This is a genomic window from Flavonifractor sp. HCP28S3_F3, from assembly GCF_052065355.1.
Taxonomy (GTDB): domain Bacteria; phylum Bacillota; class Clostridia; order Oscillospirales; family Oscillospiraceae; genus Flavonifractor.
Genome location: NZ_JBQHUF010000004.1, coordinates 144,516 through 159,678, shown reverse-complemented (window position 1 = coordinate 159,678; position 15,163 = coordinate 144,516). Strand labels below are relative to the sequence as shown.

Genomic DNA, 15,163 nt, shown 5'->3' with positions numbered 1-15,163 from the left:
TTTCCTCCCTTTTAAGGTATCCCCTGTGTCAGAAGACACAGGGGATATCCGGCGTCAACAGATATTGTTATCCCTGATACTCCGGGGGAATCAGCTCCTCGGGAACATCAACGCCGTACTCCTCCAGGCAGCGCACGGTACCGGCGTGGAGATAGGTGTTGGAATTCAGCGTGTCTTCGGCGGTGCAGTACTGCAGGCTGTCGTGGATGATCCGCAGATCGTCGGTGCTCTCAAAGAGCAGCTTGGTGATCAGATAGATCTCTTCCTCGGGCACGTCGCTGCTGGTCACCAGCATGTTCCACTCGCTGACGCCGGCAACATCTTCGGGAGCGCCCTTGTAGAAGCCGCCGGGCATGGCGTCGGCAACATAGAAGTCATAGGTGGTGGTCAGGTACTCCTGCTCCTCTTCATTCAGAGGAATGAACTTCAGGTCCTTGGTGCTCTCCAGCTCGCTGATGGCGGAGAAGGGAGGATAGCTGAACAGGATGGCCGCGTCGATTACGCCGTTGCCCAGGGCGGTGGCGGTAGCGCTGTGGCCGTCATTGTGGATCTGAGCGGGAGTGATGCCCAGGTCCTCAAACATCTTGCGGAACACGCTGTCCATAGCGGCGCCCTTGGAGCCCAGGCCGACGATCTTGCCTTCCAGATCGGAGAAGGAGTTGATATCGGAGTCCTTCAGGGTATAGATGGTGAGCCAGGAGGGATACAGAGCCGCCGCAACGCGGAGCTTGTCATGGACCTGACCGTTGGTCCAGTCGGCGGAGCCGTCCACAGCTTCCTGGATGGAGCTGGTCATGGCGATGCCCAGCTCAGCGTCGCCGCGCTGGATCATACCCAGGTTGGCGGTACCGCCGCCGGTGGTCTCAGTGGTGAAGTTGAAGAAATCAGGCAGGCCGGAGTTGATGATCTGGGAGATGCCGCCGCCAACCAGATAGAAGTTGCCGCCCACGGAGCCGGAGGCCATGGAGTAACGGTTGGGAGAAGAGGGGGGAGTGATGTCACCGGTGTCGAATTCTTCTGTGCTGATCACAGGAGAATTGGCGGGGGAAGCGTCGTTGTTCGCGTCACCAGTGGGATTTCCGGATCCGCAAGAGGCAGTGCCGAGAGCGAGACACAGAGCCATACCCAATGCAATCACACGTTTCATTTTAAGTTATCCTCCTTATTCTTTTCTAGCCATCAATGGGCTGCAAATACACTTTCAGCGCACGGAATGCCTTGCCGCTGGATAAACCGCCGCCGTATACATGGCTTCCCGCCACGGCGACCGATGCGTGAATGTGGATAAACAGCGGGCCGTCCCCTTTGTAGATTTCCTTCAGCGCAGGATCCATTCTTTCCCGCGCCATAATCTCGCCGGTAAAGGAGAGCATCTCACCGGGTTGATTGCCTGTCCCGACAACGCTTACCTTTGGAGGAAAGCTGTCATCCACAGGGGTGGTAAACTTGGTGTCAATGACCGAGCCAATGGCACCGCTGATATACACATTCTCCCATTTCTTTTCCAGAACGAAAGCTTCGATGGCGGACTTAATGTCCTGCCCTTTACCTATGATAAGTTCATGCACCATAGCCATCAGCATATACCTTTACTTAACATGTTTCAATGCTTGACTTGCAGCAATCAAAATGGGATCGTATACAGGCGCCACGGAGGGAGAATATACCAGGTCCAGTTCATTCACTTCCATGACGGTCATCCCGGCAGTGATCGCTGTCGCAAGCACGTTCATACGACCGGCGATAGTCTCTGTTCCAATGCCTTGAGCGCCAAGCAGCTTGCCGCTCTTGCGATCCAGAATCAGGGTCAGCTGATTCTGACCGCCGCCCGGGTAGTAGGAAGCCCGGTCGCCCTTGGTGATGGAGCTGGAGACGGCATCATATCCCGCGCGGACAGCCTGCTGTTCGGTCAGGCCGGTGGAGGCGGCATAGAGATCGAAGATCTTCGTCACCTGGGAACCAAGCACGCCCTTGAAGGTGCCGTTGCCGCCGCCGATGTTCTCGCCGGCGATCCGGCCCTGCTTGTTTGCGGTGGTACCAAGGGGCACGTAGCACGCCTCACCGGTCACCAAATGCTTCATCTGCACGCAGTCGCCGCAGGCATAAATGCTGTCGTCGCTGGTTCTTTGATGCTCGTCCACCACGATGGCGTCCTTCAGGCCCAGCTCCAGGCCGCACGCCGCGGCCAGCTGAGAAGCGGGACGCACACCGATGGAAAAGAGGACCATGTCCGCCTCAAAGCAGCGCCCGTCGGAGGTTTTGACCCCGGCGGCCCGCTGGTCCTGGCAGAGGATCTCAGCGGCGGTGGCGTTCAGGCAAACCTCCACGCCATGCTTTTCCAGCTCGTTCTGAATGGCGGCGGCGTACTCCTCCGTCAGGAACGGCAGCAGTCTGGGCATCGCCTCCACCACGGTGACCTTCATACCGGCCTGTGTCAGCTCCTCGGCGGTTTCCAGTCCGATAAAGCCGCCGCCGATGATCACGGCCTTGGAGGCGCCCTGTGCCACCCGGCTCTTCAGGGCGATTCCGTCCTCCACAGTGCGCAGGCAGTGAACACCTTCCGCCCGCGCACCGGGGATTTCCGGGACAATGGGAGTCGCGCCTGTGGCGATCACCAGCTTGTCGTAGCCCTGCTCAAATTCCTTGCCTGTATCCAGGTCCCGCACGGCCACGGTCTTTGCCTGCCTGTCGATCTTGGTGACCTCATGATGGATGAAGGTCGGAATGCCGCGCTTATTTGTCAGCGTGTTCACATCCAGGGAAACCAGATCGTCGGCCTCCTCGATCATTCCGCCCACATAATAGGGCAGGCCGCATGCGCCGTAGCTCACATATCCGGACCGCTCATAAACTGTGATGTCCATGTCGGGCTTCAGCCGCTTGGCCTTGGACGCGGCGCTCAGCCCGGCAGCGGTTCCGCCGATAACAACAAGACGCTCTCCCATAATGTACTCCTTCAGTTTTTCTCGTTTACTTTACGCTGTACTTGGCCACAACGCCCATCTCGGTCATCAGATCCTTCAGGGCCTCATAGTGCTTTCCGCTGTAGTCCTGATAGGGCTTCCGCAGAGAGCCGCCGGGCAGACCCAGAATGTTGAGAGCGGCCTTGATGACCACGGGGTTGGAGAGGTGGTAGAGCTCCTTGAGCAGGGGGAACCACTTGAAGTACTCCTCGCGGCACTCCTGCATAATCTCCATGCTGGTCCAGGGACGGGAGTACTTGGCAGCCTCCTCGGGGATGATGTTGCCGCCGATGTTTGCAGTACCGGTACCGCCAACGGCCAGGGTGGGGATCACGATGGAGTACTTGGGGAAGTCGCAGCACATGATGTTCACCTTGTCGCCGCACAGGCGCTTGACCTGCACCAGCTGCTCCACGCTGCCCATGGCTTCCTTGTCCACCACGAAGTTGGGGTGGTCGTCGCTGAGCTTCTTGATGGTCTCGGGCATCACCTGCACGCCCAGACGGGAGGGGTTGTTGTAGATGCCGCAGGGCAGCTGGGTGGCGCTCATGCAGGCGTCCAGGTGCGCATAGGCGGCGGGCTGGGAAACCAGCACATAGGGGGGAACGGTAAAGACCACACCGTCGGCGCCCTCGGCCTCGCAGTACTTGGCGAGCGCGATGCTGTCGTCAGTGGTCATGGAGGCGCAGCTGAAGAAGACGGGGATGCGGCCCTTGGTCATCTTGATGACTTCGTGGATGATGGTCTTCTTCTCCTCAAGGGTCAGCAGGGTCACTTCGCCGGCGGAGCCGAGAACAAACAGCTCGGAAGTGCCGTACTTGATCTGACGGTCGATCAGCAGCTTGAAGGCGCCGAAGTCCACCTTGTTGTCCTTGTCAAAGGGGGTGGGCATCGCGACCCAAGAGCCAGTCAGTTTAATCATGCTCAATCACCTCATAAATATAAATTTCAAATCCGGAGTTTCCTCTGTGCCGTTATTTTAACAGATTGTGAACAAGCAAATCAGTCATCATAAAAACAGTGTATCGACTGATACATTTTTACTATTTTTTAGAACTTGACATCCGAAATTTGTTGATTATAAACAAAAAAGTATTTCTTCGGCTGAGTTGCGGATCAAAAACGGCCTCAAAATCAGGGCTCATTTGTACTTAATCCACAAAAATCGCGGTGTAATTTTTATGCGCTCACGGGAATTTGCGACAGGGTCCGACATTCCCGTGAGACAGGGCGCGCAATGGCCTTTCGGACACATAAAAACGCCGGGAGTTCATCTGAACTCCCGGCGTTTTATGCTTCACGATTCCGCTGTCAGTTTGGGCAGGATCCGCCCAGCATGAGGTTGATGATCTCCTCATTGGTGGAGCGCATGCCATACTTGCCGATCAGGCCCACTCCGTTGATGGTTTCTTCAATGTTCTTCAGGACAATGCCGTCCCCGTTGTAGAACTGCTGCCCCTGACGGTACAGATCCAGGGCCAGAATCGCTCCGTCCACTGACGCCGCGATTTTAGCTGCGCAGGAGGGCTTGGCGCCATCGCACAGGATACCGGACACCACGGCCAGGGCATTGACCACGGTGTGCTTCACCACGTCAAAGCTGCCCTCCGTCAGATAGGCGATGCCTGCGCCGGCCGATGCTCCGGCGCTTACCGCGCCGCAGTAGGCGGAGAGCGTGCCAATGCCGGTCTTCAGGTGAATGGCGGTCAGGTTGGACAGCGCCAGCGCCCGATACAGCTGCTCCTGGGAGGCATTCAGCTCGTGGGCATATTCTATTACGGGGATCGAGCAGGTGATGCCCTGATTGCCGCTGCCGGAATTGATCACGACCGGCATCTCGCAGCCGCTCATACGCGCATCAGAGCCAGCCGCCGCCCGTGCCTTGGCCCGGTTTCTCACATCGTTGCCGTAGGCGTTCAGCAGGACCTTTCCTACATTGGCGCCGTACGAATGGCGCAGACCCTCATCGGAAATGGCGGTGTTGCACGCGATCTGCTGATCCAGAATGGCGCGGACATCCTCCACGTCCATGGTGGTGATAAAGTCGTAGATATCTTCCATGTTGAGGAGGGAGCGGTCATATTCCGGCACCTGGGTATCGGCACAATTGCCGCCGCCTTCCATTACCACCTGACCATTTTTCTCGATGCGCACCAGGTTGGTGTGGTGATCCAGCAGATGGACCATGGCGGAATCCTCGCCGCGGAAAAGCGTGACCACGACCTCAAACGCGTGCTCTGTATCCAGCATCTCCTGCTCGAAAGCCGTCTGCTCCAGAAATACCTGCATCTCCTCCCGCTGCTGGGGCGTGACCTCAGAGATGACTTCCAGCTTTTTTTCCGCTGCGCCTGCCACAATACCCGCTGCCGCGGCGGCGGGCATTCCTTTCAGATTGCCTGTGTTGGGGACGATTACACTTTTTACATTCTTGATAAAGCTGGGGCTGGCCTGGATCCGCACCCGGTCCGGCATCGCTCCCAGCGTATCCCGGGCGATTGCGGCGGCATAAGCAAGGGCGATAGGCTCCGTGCAGCCCATGGCCGGAACCAGCTCCTGCCGCAAGATATCCACATACGCCTGATACCGCTTGTCCGTTTTCTCCATATGTATTCCTCCTCACACAGGCAGGGGCTGTAAACCACCCTTGCATTTGTATGTGTGGAAGTATATACTATCGATATCGTTTTGTGAAGCTAAATTATTTCAACAAAGTATTTAGGATTTTTAAACGTTATGGCGAAGTATCTGGATTTGAAAAAGCTCCACTCCTTCCTTACCATTGCCGAAACGGGAAGCTTTGCCCGGGCTGCACAGCTGCTGAACTATTCTCCGGCCACCATCACGGTGCAGATCCAGCAGCTGGAGCAAGAGCTGGGTACCTGCCTGTTTGACAGGATCGGGAAAAAAATATTTTTGACCAACGACGGGCACAGGCTGTACGGCTATGCCCAGAAGCTGCTGTGTCTCTGTGAGGAAACCACGGCGGCTTTGTGTCCGGACACCTCTCTGCCCGGCGGGCGTCTGCGCATCGGTACCATCCACTCCCTGTGCCTCGGCCTTCTGCCGTCGCTGCTCCGCCGGTTCCACCAGAAATACCCGGAGGTGTGCATCTCCGTGGCCAGCAACACCCCCGTCAATCTGTACGATCAGCTGATCTGCAATGATCTGGATATCGTGATGGTATTGGACGAGCCGGTGTGCCGGGCGGAATTTGCAACCGTTCTTCAGCTTCCCATGCAGGTGGTGTTTTGCGCCGCCCCGGATCACCCGCTGTGTACCGGGCGGAACATATCCCTGGATGAATTGCTGTCCTATCCCTGTATTCTGACGGAAAAGGACGCCAGCTACCGCCGGACGCTGGAGCACGCCCTGGCAGAGCACCAGCGGCAGATCTCTCCCATTCTGGAATCGGACGACACGGGGCTCATCATCCAGCTGCTCACCCACGGAATGGGATATTCCGTATTGCCCCAATTTTTGATCCAGGATGCGCTGGACAGCGGCTCGCTGGTGAGCCTTCCCGTGCCCGACCTGTCCCTGCAGCTGCAGCTGCAGATCTTCTACCATGCGGAGAAATTCATTGCCCGTGAAATGCGCCTGTTTCTGATGGAAGCAACCGATTATTTGTCCCATCTCTATGGCCCCGTTCCGGACCGGAGCTGAGCGCCGGGAATTGCAGAGCCATCCACTTGAAAGATTTTGCGGATAATGTTACAATGGATACATCTATATTTTAGTGAACGACGCAGTATAGATATCAGCAATCAGCATGCGAAAGCAAAGGGTCTGGAGATGCGACTTCAGGAGGGAATAGCATGGAGATTAGAGATCATACGACGTTGGTAACACCCTCGCTTTACAACGAGGAACTGGATCGTCTGATCGCCCCTGTTTCAAGATCTTTTGTGTATCCGGCAAAGGAGATTTTCCAGATGCCGGAAGATTCCATAGACGGAATTTACTACATCAAACGCGGGCGCACCAGACATTATATGGACAACAACGAAGGATACTGTAAGATACTTTATAACCTGTCTCCCGGCTGGTTTTTCGGCGAAACGATGATGTTTTTGCAGCATAAAACCAGTTTGTATTCTCAGGCTGAGGTGGAGACAGAGGTATACCTGATCCCTCCGGAGAAGGTATATATGCTGATGCGGGAAAGTGAATTGTTCTGCACGACCTTATGCCGGTGTTTTGCGCATAAAATGCTGATTCTGAGGTATGAGGTTGCAAACCTGGCCTTTAACTCCTGCAAAAACAGATTGAAGCGGCTGCTCTGCTCCGCGGCCGACGTGGAACACCCGGTTGAATACAAATGGTATAACTTGCAGATTCATTATACCCACAGTGAACTGGGAGAAATCGTAGGCGGCGCGCGGGTGACCATCAGCCGCCAGCTGAGCGAGTTGTGCAACGAAGGATTCATCCGCATGGTCAACCGGAAAATCCAGCTGAATATTCAGCAGTATAATCAATACATGTCCCGGTCCTGACGTACATTCATCCGATCATACTTGATGCAGAGTAGCGTTTGGCTGCAAAAGCAGCTGACGCTATTTTGTCTGACTGGCACGGATAATGGTTCGCAGACCATTGGCCCACGAGGAGACTGATAACATGGTGTTTGCCTATTCCAGCTATACTCTTCCCAGTGAAAACGCCGCTGAGCTGGAGCAGTTTTTGAAAGAATACAGCACAGTGATCCAACTGCCGCCAAAGACAGTTTTCGGAAAGATCGGGGAGGAGATCAAGGGTATCTACTATATCGCGCAGGGAAGGACCAGCCATTATATTCTTGGCCGGGACGGGGGCGAAAAGCTTCTCTACACGCTGTCCACCGGATGGTTCTTTGGGGAATCCATCAATTTTCTGCACGAGCCCAGCACGGTCATTTCCAAGACGGACAGCGCCACGGTCCTCTATAAGCTGGACCAGCACACGTTTAAGCGCCTGATCGACGAATCATCCTTTTTCCGCAGCGCGATTTTGCTGGATAACGCAAAAAAGATGCTCATCATGCGCCATGAAATTGAGAGCATCACCTTCAAATCGTACAAGGAGCGTCTGCTGAAGCTCTTCTACGTGGCGGCTGACCGCACGAAATTGATCGACGGTCAGTGGTATAACCAGCAAATACGCTATACCCAGAGCGATATGAGCACGATCATTGGCAGTTCGCGCATCACGGTGTCTAAGCTGCTGGGCGAATTGTGTGACGAGGGCTTTATCCGTATGCTGAACAGGAATATACAAATCAACGCACGGGTCAGCCTGGACGAGTGACCGGCTCGTTAAAGTGACCATTTTCCCCACGCATAATTCAGCAACATGCTATAATTGTAAAGACGTTTACATCTTATATTTGTGTAATATGTTTCTGGCTGCTCGACAGCGGCCCAAAATGCAGTGTATGATTGTGCCTGTCCAAAGGACGGCCCATTCGTCACTGCATTCTTTTTTTGCACAAATAATGTACATGAAACATGATGTTTGGAGCATAAGGAGGGTTTTTATGAGAGTCAAACAGCACCCTATCTTAGAGGATTGCCGGGAACCGGACACCTATATCTTCTACAATGGGGAGCGGATCCCTGCCGTAACCGGGGAGCCCATTGCGGCGGCGCTGATCGCCGCGGGGGTCCGTACACTGCGTTACACAGCAAAAAACCATACGGGACGCAGTATCTTTTGTGGGATCGGCCGCTGCAATGACTGCAAGATGGTGGTCAACGGCGTGCCCAATACCAGAACCTGTGTGACTCCCGTAGAGACCGGCATGAGAGTGGAAACGCAATATGGTCTGGGTGAAAAGGAGGAGCGGCAGTGAAAGAAACTGATATTTTGATTGTCGGAGCGGGTCCTGCCGGCCTCTCCGCCGGCATTGCCGCAGCCAAACACGGCGCCAAGGTGCTGGTAATCGATGAAAACCGCAAGCCCGGCGGTCAGCTTTTCAAGCAGATCCACAAGTTCTTCGGCTCCAGGGAGCACAACGCCGGCGTGCGGGGATTCCGCATCGGCGAGAAGCTGCTGGAGGAGACGGAGGCCCTTCAGGTGGAGGTGCTTCTCGGGTATCCCGTCTACGGAATTTTTGACGATAATCTGGCTCTGTACGGCAGCGCCAACGGCGTGCAGAGCGTAAAGGCCAAGAAGCTGATCCTGGCCACCGGAGCCAATGAAAACAACCTGTGCATCCAAGGTTCGACTCTGCCGGGGGTCATGACCGCCGGCGCCGCTCAGACCATGGTAAACCTCCACCATGTTCAGCCCGGCTCCCGGGTGGTAATGGTGGGCTCCGGAAACGTGGGCCTTATCGTCTCCTATCAGATGCTCCAGGCGGGCATTGATGTGGTCGCCGTGGTGGAGGCCGCTCCCTCCATCGGCGGCTACGGGGTCCATGCCAACAAGCTCCGCCGGGCCGGCGTTCCCTTCTATCTCTCCCATACCATCAACCGGATCATGGGCGAAGGCGGCGTGCAGCAGGTAGAGCTGGTGGAGTTGGATCACTTCCAGCCCGTCCCCGGAACCGAAACCATCCTGGACGCCGACACGGTGTGTATGGCGGTCGGCCTGACGCCCATGGTGGAGCTGGCTCGTATGGCCGGGTGCCAGATGGTGGAGATCCCCAGCCTTGGCGGCGTGCTTCCGCTCCACGACGAAGATATGCGCACCACCAATCCCAATGTCTATATCGCCGGCGATATCTCCGGTGTGGAGGAGGCCAGCACCGCAATGGAAGAGGGCCGTCTTGCCGGAATCGCTGCCGCTGAAGCCCTGGGCTACCTCACCACCGAGTGCGCAGCTCAGGAGAAGGACGCGATCCGCACACGGCTGAACACCCTGCGTTCCGGTGATTTTGGTCAGAAGCGTGCCGACGCCAAGGAGCAGATCGTGAATTATTTTCATCAGGGAGGAAAACAGTGATGGAAAGAACCCCTGGAATACCTACCCCGGAGCGGCTGGAGCAGGGCCCGGTCGCCTGTATTGAGTGCGTCCAGTGCATCCCCTGCAATCCCTGCGAGGCCGCCTGTCCTCAGAATGCCATTACCGTGGGCGCTGAGATCACCGCCTTGCCCAGACTGGACGGGGACCGGTGCAACGGCTGCGGGATCTGCATCACCCGCTGCCCCGGCCTGGCCATTTTCCGGCTGCACAAGCACTATACCGACACCACCGCGCTGGTGAGTTTTCCCTACGAGTATGTGCCCCTGCCCGAGCAGGGCGCGTCGGTGCGCTGCTCCAGCAGAGACGGCGCCTTTGTCTGCGACGGCGTAGTAAACAGCGTGCGTACCGCGCCGGCTTTTGACCATACCGCCATTGTTACGGTTGAGATCCCGAAGGAGTATCTGATGGATGTGCGCGGTATCCAGAGAAAGGGGGGGCAGTGATGGTTCCCAACGAGGACGAGATCTATGTCTGCCGCTGTGAGGAAGTTACTGTGGGCGACATCAAGCGTGCCATTGCGGCAGGCGCCCGGAGCGTCCGGGATATCAAAGTACGTACAAATGCAGGCATGGGCGTATGTCAGGGCATGACCTGCCGCAAGAACATCGAACGCATGCTGCGGGAGGCCAAGATCGATCTGGACGTCTGCTGTACCCATCAGCGTTTTCCCGTGCGGCTGCTGAACGTGAATGATCTGACCGCCATCACCAACGAGGAGGAGGGAGAGTAAGCATGTCCTTGACAGCGGATGTAATCGTAATCGGCGGTGGCGTCATCGGCAGCTCCATCACCTATTACCTTTCCAAGCGCGGAAAGCGCGTCATACAGCTGGAGCGCGACTACTTCAACAGCGGCGCCAGCGGTTCCTGCGACACCATGATCTCCCCCAATACCAAAGAGCCCAACGAGCACCTTCAGCTGGCTTTGTACAGTGTCGAGCTCTATAAAACCCTGTCTGCCGAGCTGGGTCGGGACATCGAGTATGAACAGAAAGGCTCCCTGCTTCTCATTGAGAATCAGGAGGAGCTGAACATCATGGAGGGAATCATCAAAAAGCAAAACAGTCTGGGTCTCCATTCCCGGCTGATCAGCGCTGAGGAAACCCTCCGGCTTCAGCCCGGCCTGAATCGGGACGCCATCGTGGGCGCGTCGTACAGTGAGGTTGATGCCGATGTCAACCCCTTCTGCCTCAACCTCGCATTTGCGGACCGGGCTGCTGCGCTGGGCGCCCAGACCTTTACCCATGAAGGCGTCCAGGAGATCCTGCTGCACAACGGCGCGGTAGCCGGAGTCAAAACCAACCGCAACACCTATTATGCCCCCATCGTCATCAATGCAGCCGGCGCCTGGGCGCCCATCGTAGGCAAAATGGTGGGATTGAATATCCCCATCAAACCTCGCCGGGGTCAGACGGTGATCACCGAGGCGGTTCCTCCCTTCGTCCATAAGCTCATCAATAACGCCCGTTACATCGTGGGCAAGCATCATCCGGAGCTGCTGAAGAATGACCACTCACCGAAGGCCCGAATGGGAATCGCCATTTCTCTGGTGCAGTCCCGCAAGGGCAATGTGGAGTTCGGAAACAGCCGTGAATTTGTGGGGTACGACACCTCCAACACCTATGAATGCCTGCGGGAATTGATCAAAAATGCCACTCGCATCATTCCAGGGCTGAAAGACCTCAATATTATCCGCACCATGGGCGGCGTCCGTCCCCACTCCCCCGACAGCAAACCCCTGATCGGCTTCGTTCAGGGCGTGCCGGGCTTTTTCCTGGCGGCAGGCCATGAGGGCGACGGCATCTGCCTGTCCCCCGTCACCGGAAAGCTGGTGAGTGATCTCATTGTGGATGGCAAGACGGATGTGCCCGCCGCCGCCGGCTTTGATCCCAACCGGTTTGATTTGTTTTAAGTCCTTGGACAAATGATACGTCGTACGCCCGGATCTGGATAAAAGGCGCACGATGCCGAACACCCCTGCAGAAGCTCCGCCCCTTCCGGGCAGATTTTCTGCAGGGGTAATTTTTGCCGCCGCCAACCGGCGGGCTTCAGCCCTGACCCCGCCAAGCTCCCGTGCGGGTCGGAATAAAGGGCCACAATCGAGCGGATTTCCTCCGTCGCGCTGGGGAAGCAGGTGTATCCCTTGACAAACCCCATATAAATGGGTAAAGTAAACATAAATTCTCGATAAAGTACAATGTAATAAATAGGAAATGAGAAAAATGGATAATTTACCCTTAAAAAATGACATTTTTGATCATATCAACGAGGGAGTTTACATCCTGAACCGGCAGGGAGATTATATCTACTGCAACCAGGCCTTTCTGAAAATGGTCGGCGCCACAAGGGGGGAGGCCTTGAGCCTCAACGCGTTTCAGCTGATTCCGGAGGGGCAGGTATCCTCCAGTGTAGCGGTGCAGGCATTTGAGCAGAAGAAGCGGTTGACCATCATCAACAACGTGGTTACGCCCAAGGGATACCACTACCGGCAGTTGGCCACGGCCACCCCCATCTTTGACGGTCAGGGTGAGATTGTCTATATGCTGGTGGAGATGGTGCGCCTGGACTTATTCCGCCGCCGCTATCAGCAGGCCATTCTTCAGGAGAACGAGAACACAATTGTGGTTATAGACCCGGATGCCAAGCCGGAAAACCAGAAAGAGTGCGTGATTGCCGAGAGTGTGCCTATGGTCCGTGTACTGGAGATGGCGGCTCAAGTGGCGGCGACCGATTCCACGGTGCTGCTTCTGGGGGATACCGGTACAGGCAAGGAGGTGCTTGCCCACTATATCCACGAGCACAGCAGCCGTGCCAGCCGACCTTTAGTGGAAGTCAACTGTGCCGCCCTGCCGGAGAACCTGCTGGAGATGGAGATCTTCGGCTATGAAAAGGGCGCCTTTACCGGCGCCCTGAGCACAGGTAAGGAGGGGCTTATCGAAGCTGCCGATGGAGGGATCCTCTTCCTGGATGAAATCAATTCCATGCCCATGTCCATCCAAGGCAAACTGCTGCGTGTACTGGAGAGCCGGAAAAGTAAGCGCCTTGGTGCGGTGAAGGAACGTAAAATTGACTTCCGCCTGCTGGCCGCCACCAACCAGGACCTGAAGCTCTGTGTGGAGAATGGAACCTTCCGCTCCGATCTCTATTATCGGATTAATGTGGTCCCGCTGGAGATCCCGCGGCTGCGGGACCGGAGGGAGGATATCATCCCCCTGGCTCTTTATTTCCTGGAGCTGTACTGCCAGAAATACGGTCGGCTCAAAACACTCACCCGCCGGGCTATGGAGCAGCTCCGGCAGTACGACTGGCCGGGAAATGTACGGGAATTGAAAAATGCCATGGAGCGCCTGGTTGTTACCAGCGCCAGCGGAGTGACGGAGATCGATCAGATACCTGAGTTTCTCCTAACGGAAGCTCATTCGCCGGAAGAGACCCGTATGGAGCCGGAGGTCCCCGACTGGCGCAGTACATCCCTGCTTGATTCAGATGGCTTTTCCCTGAAGCGGTATCTGGAGGACTGTGAGAAAAAAGTCCTTTCGGAGGTTCTGAAAACGTGTGGAAGCACACATAAGGCTGCGAAATTCCTCAAAATGGATCAATCCACCATTGTCCGGAAAAAACAGAAATACGGGCTTTGAACGCGACGGTATGAAAACGATGCGAAAATGCATCTGATGCAGGAACGCATCGGACAGACGGCGGGGAAATTGATGCTAAATTGCATCGGTTTTCCCGCCGCCTCTTTTTTTGCCGACACCGATTTTGCTACAGCCCCAATGCATTTGACTGCTTTCTGTAAAATTGGCACAGCCTTTGCTTTTCTATTAGACAACGGGCGGCGATCCGGAGCGGCGCCCAGGAAATCAGTGAATAAAGAGGAGGCACAATTCTGATGAGTCCCGAAGTACTGAGTATCATCGGCATTCTGCTGGGCCTGGCGATTCTGATCGTTTTTGCGCTGAAGGGAGTCTCCCTGTACGTTTTGGCGCCGCTGGCAGCCCTGGTGGTGGCGATTTTTGCAGGCGGGAATATTCTGACTGCGATGACTGAGACTTATATGTCCGGGTTTGCCACTTTCATGCAAAGCTATTTCCTGATGTTTGCCCTGAGCTCTATTTTTGCGAAAATTATGAGCGATTCCGGTGCCGCAAAGATCATTGCCCTGAAGGTAGCGGCTCTGGTGCGGAAAGCTCCTGCGAAATATCAGCGCCTGCTGGCGGTACTTTCTGTGGGTATCATGACCGCGGTCCTGACTGTCGGCGGCATCAACCTGTACTGCTGCGTGTTTGTGCTGGTGTCTATCGGCAAGGACCTGTTTGAAGAGTTCGACATCCCCTGGCACCTCTACATGACCAGTTCTCTGGGCTCCGGCTCCTTTACCATGAGCATGATCCCCGGAACCCCTGCAATTCAGAACCTGATCCCCATGGAGGTCCTGGGCACCCAGGCCACCGCTGCCCCGGTGCTGGGCATTATCTCTACCGTGCTCTGCATCGCGCTCAGCGTGCTCTATGTCAAGTACGCGCTGACCAAGACGGAGAAGCGCGGGGAGCACTTCCTGCCTACCGGCGCCAAGGTGGCGGCAGCCTCTGTTGGCGAGGAGAGCGGTGAGACCCCCAACATCCCCCTCCTGGTCTGCCTGATTCCCTCCATTGCCCTTTTGGTGGCTCTGAACGGCTTTAAGCTGAATGCGGTCGTCTCCCTGGTGGTGGCGGTGGTCGTGGCTCTGCTCCTCTTTGGCCGCAACCTTGTGAAGGAGAAAGTGAACATCGCCAACTGCTTCGCGGACGGCATCCGCAACGCCATTATGGTGCTGCTCAACGTGTGCGTGATCGTGGGCTTCGGCAGTGTGGTTTCCTCCACCGCGGGCTATACCGCCATTATGTCCGCTCTGGACTATATCCCCGGCCCTCCCATCTTCCAGCTGTTTATCGCGGTCAACATCGCTGCCGGTGTGGCTGGCTCCGCTTCCTCCGCACTGGGCATCGGACTGGGCATGTTTGCCGACAAGTTCCTGGCGATGGGAATCTCTCCCGACATTATCCACCGTATTTCGGTCATGGCTTCCGGCGGACTGGACACGCTGCCCCACTCCAGCGGCACCGCTTCCGCCCTTGGCGTGGCCCAGCTCAGCCATAAAGAGGGCTATATGCACGTGTTCTGGCTGAATACCGTCATCCCGATCGCTGTTACCGCCTTTGCCTGCGTCCTGGCTTCTCTGGGCGTTTGCTGAGACTGATCTGAAAGGAGAATAAA

At 56.1% G+C, this 15,163-nt stretch carries 16 protein-coding genes; 11 read left to right on the top strand and 5 right to left on the bottom strand.

Annotated features, from left to right (window positions below; translation table 11 throughout):
* Window positions 1-67 precede the first annotated feature (67 nt).
* The 5 genes from ACTNB1_RS05985 to ACTNB1_RS05965 form a co-directional block, all read right to left on the bottom strand.
* A complete protein-coding gene (locus tag ACTNB1_RS05985; protein ID WP_441168350.1) occupies window positions 68-1,147 on the bottom strand; it encodes a TAXI family TRAP transporter solute-binding subunit in 1,080 nt (359 codons plus the stop codon).
* 25 nt (window positions 1,148-1,172) lie between these two features.
* Complete coding sequence (locus ACTNB1_RS05980) at window positions 1,173-1,577, bottom strand: PPC domain-containing DNA-binding protein (RefSeq protein ID WP_441168349.1); 405 nt, start codon at window positions 1,575-1,577, stop codon at window positions 1,173-1,175.
* Window positions 1,578-1,589: 12 nt separating this feature from the next.
* Window positions 1,590-2,945 carry an FAD-dependent oxidoreductase gene (locus ACTNB1_RS05975; protein WP_441168348.1) on the bottom strand — a complete coding sequence of 452 codons (1,356 nt, stop codon included), beginning with the start codon at window positions 2,943-2,945 and terminating at the stop codon, window positions 1,590-1,592.
* Window positions 2,946-2,970: 25 nt separating this feature from the next.
* Window positions 2,971-3,885 (bottom strand): dihydrodipicolinate synthase family protein, encoded by a 915-nt coding sequence (locus tag ACTNB1_RS05970; protein ID WP_441168347.1) that lies wholly within the window; start codon window positions 3,883-3,885, stop codon window positions 2,971-2,973.
* 389 nt (window positions 3,886-4,274) lie between these two features.
* Window positions 4,275-5,573, bottom strand: coding sequence for an L-cysteine desulfidase family protein (locus tag ACTNB1_RS05965; protein WP_441168397.1), 1,299 nt, complete (start codon window positions 5,571-5,573; stop codon window positions 4,275-4,277).
* A gap of 123 nt (window positions 5,574-5,696) precedes the next feature.
* Between ACTNB1_RS05965 and ACTNB1_RS05960 the strand changes: the two genes are divergently transcribed.
* The 11 genes from ACTNB1_RS05960 to ACTNB1_RS05910 all read left to right on the top strand — a co-directional run bounded on the left by ACTNB1_RS05960 (window position 5,697) and on the right by ACTNB1_RS05910 (window position 15,140).
* Window positions 5,697-6,626 carry a LysR family transcriptional regulator gene (locus ACTNB1_RS05960; RefSeq protein WP_441168346.1) on the top strand — a complete coding sequence of 310 codons (930 nt, stop codon included), beginning with the start codon at window positions 5,697-5,699 and terminating at the stop codon, window positions 6,624-6,626.
* Between the two features lie 152 nt (window positions 6,627-6,778).
* Window positions 6,779-7,459: a Crp/Fnr family transcriptional regulator gene (locus ACTNB1_RS05955; protein ID WP_441168345.1), complete on the top strand. Its 681-nt coding sequence runs from the start codon at window positions 6,779-6,781 to the stop codon at window positions 7,457-7,459.
* A gap of 124 nt (window positions 7,460-7,583) precedes the next feature.
* Window positions 7,584-8,249, top strand: coding sequence for a Crp/Fnr family transcriptional regulator (locus ACTNB1_RS05950; protein WP_441168344.1), 666 nt, complete (start codon window positions 7,584-7,586; stop codon window positions 8,247-8,249).
* Between the two features lie 229 nt (window positions 8,250-8,478).
* Window positions 8,479-8,793 (top strand): (2Fe-2S)-binding protein, encoded by a 315-nt coding sequence (locus ACTNB1_RS05945; protein ID WP_441168343.1) that lies wholly within the window; start codon window positions 8,479-8,481, stop codon window positions 8,791-8,793.
* Window positions 8,790-9,887, top strand: a complete 1,098-nt coding sequence (locus tag ACTNB1_RS05940; protein WP_441168342.1) for an NAD(P)/FAD-dependent oxidoreductase — start codon at window positions 8,790-8,792, stop codon at window positions 9,885-9,887. The genes ACTNB1_RS05945 and ACTNB1_RS05940 overlap by 4 nt, the downstream gene beginning before the upstream one ends.
* Entirely contained in the window at window positions 9,887-10,351 is a 465-nt protein-coding gene (locus ACTNB1_RS05935; protein WP_441168341.1) for a 4Fe-4S dicluster domain-containing protein, read from the top strand. Before ACTNB1_RS05940 ends, ACTNB1_RS05935 begins: the two co-directional genes overlap by 1 nt.
* Window positions 10,351-10,638: a (2Fe-2S)-binding protein gene (locus tag ACTNB1_RS05930; RefSeq protein WP_441168340.1), complete on the top strand. Its 288-nt coding sequence runs from the start codon at window positions 10,351-10,353 to the stop codon at window positions 10,636-10,638. Before ACTNB1_RS05935 ends, ACTNB1_RS05930 begins: the two co-directional genes overlap by 1 nt.
* Window positions 10,639-10,640: 2 nt before the next feature.
* Complete coding sequence (locus ACTNB1_RS05925) at window positions 10,641-11,819, top strand: NAD(P)/FAD-dependent oxidoreductase (protein ID WP_441168339.1); 1,179 nt, start codon at window positions 10,641-10,643, stop codon at window positions 11,817-11,819.
* A 310-nt stretch (window positions 11,820-12,129) separates the two neighbouring features.
* Window positions 12,130-13,545 carry a sigma-54 interaction domain-containing protein gene (locus ACTNB1_RS05920; RefSeq protein WP_441168338.1) on the top strand — a complete coding sequence of 472 codons (1,416 nt, stop codon included), beginning with the start codon at window positions 12,130-12,132 and terminating at the stop codon, window positions 13,543-13,545.
* A gap of 36 nt (window positions 13,546-13,581) precedes the next feature.
* Window positions 13,582-13,800, top strand: a complete 219-nt coding sequence (locus ACTNB1_RS05915) for a hypothetical protein (RefSeq protein ID WP_441168337.1) — start codon at window positions 13,582-13,584, stop codon at window positions 13,798-13,800.
* Window positions 13,800-15,140, top strand: a complete 1,341-nt coding sequence (locus ACTNB1_RS05910) for a GntP family permease (protein WP_441168336.1) — start codon at window positions 13,800-13,802, stop codon at window positions 15,138-15,140. The genes ACTNB1_RS05915 and ACTNB1_RS05910 overlap by 1 nt, the downstream gene beginning before the upstream one ends.
* Window positions 15,141-15,163 lie beyond the last annotated feature (23 nt).

Bases quoted from the DNA above. Each gene is read 5' to 3' on its own strand.
- ACTNB1_RS05935 (WP_441168341.1), top strand. From the start codon at position 9,887: ATGGAAAGAACCCCTGGAATACCTACCCCGGAGCGGCTGGAGCAGGGC.
- ACTNB1_RS05945 (WP_441168343.1), top strand. From the start codon at position 8,479: ATGAGAGTCAAACAGCACCCTATCTTAGAGGATTGCCGGGAACCGGAC.
- ACTNB1_RS05980 (WP_441168349.1), bottom strand. From the start codon at position 1,577: ATGGCTATGGTGCATGAACTTATCATAGGTAAAGGGCAGGACATTAAG.
- ACTNB1_RS05960 (WP_441168346.1), top strand. From the start codon at position 5,697: ATGGCGAAGTATCTGGATTTGAAAAAGCTCCACTCCTTCCTTACCATT.
- ACTNB1_RS05920 (WP_441168338.1), top strand. From the start codon at position 12,130: ATGGATAATTTACCCTTAAAAAATGACATTTTTGATCATATCAACGAG.
- ACTNB1_RS05915 (WP_441168337.1), top strand. From the start codon at position 13,582: ATGCAGGAACGCATCGGACAGACGGCGGGGAAATTGATGCTAAATTGC.
- ACTNB1_RS05910 (WP_441168336.1), top strand. From the start codon at position 13,800: ATGAGTCCCGAAGTACTGAGTATCATCGGCATTCTGCTGGGCCTGGCG.
- ACTNB1_RS05930 (WP_441168340.1), top strand. From the start codon at position 10,351: ATGGTTCCCAACGAGGACGAGATCTATGTCTGCCGCTGTGAGGAAGTT.
- ACTNB1_RS05975 (WP_441168348.1), bottom strand. From the start codon at position 2,945: ATGGGAGAGCGTCTTGTTGTTATCGGCGGAACCGCTGCCGGGCTGAGC.
- ACTNB1_RS05985 (WP_441168350.1), bottom strand. From the start codon at position 1,147: ATGAAACGTGTGATTGCATTGGGTATGGCTCTGTGTCTCGCTCTCGGC.
- ACTNB1_RS05950 (WP_441168344.1), top strand. From the start codon at position 7,584: ATGGTGTTTGCCTATTCCAGCTATACTCTTCCCAGTGAAAACGCCGCT.
- ACTNB1_RS05925 (WP_441168339.1), top strand. From the start codon at position 10,641: ATGTCCTTGACAGCGGATGTAATCGTAATCGGCGGTGGCGTCATCGGC.
- ACTNB1_RS05955 (WP_441168345.1), top strand. From the start codon at position 6,779: ATGGAGATTAGAGATCATACGACGTTGGTAACACCCTCGCTTTACAAC.
- ACTNB1_RS05970 (WP_441168347.1), bottom strand. From the start codon at position 3,885: ATGATTAAACTGACTGGCTCTTGGGTCGCGATGCCCACCCCCTTTGAC.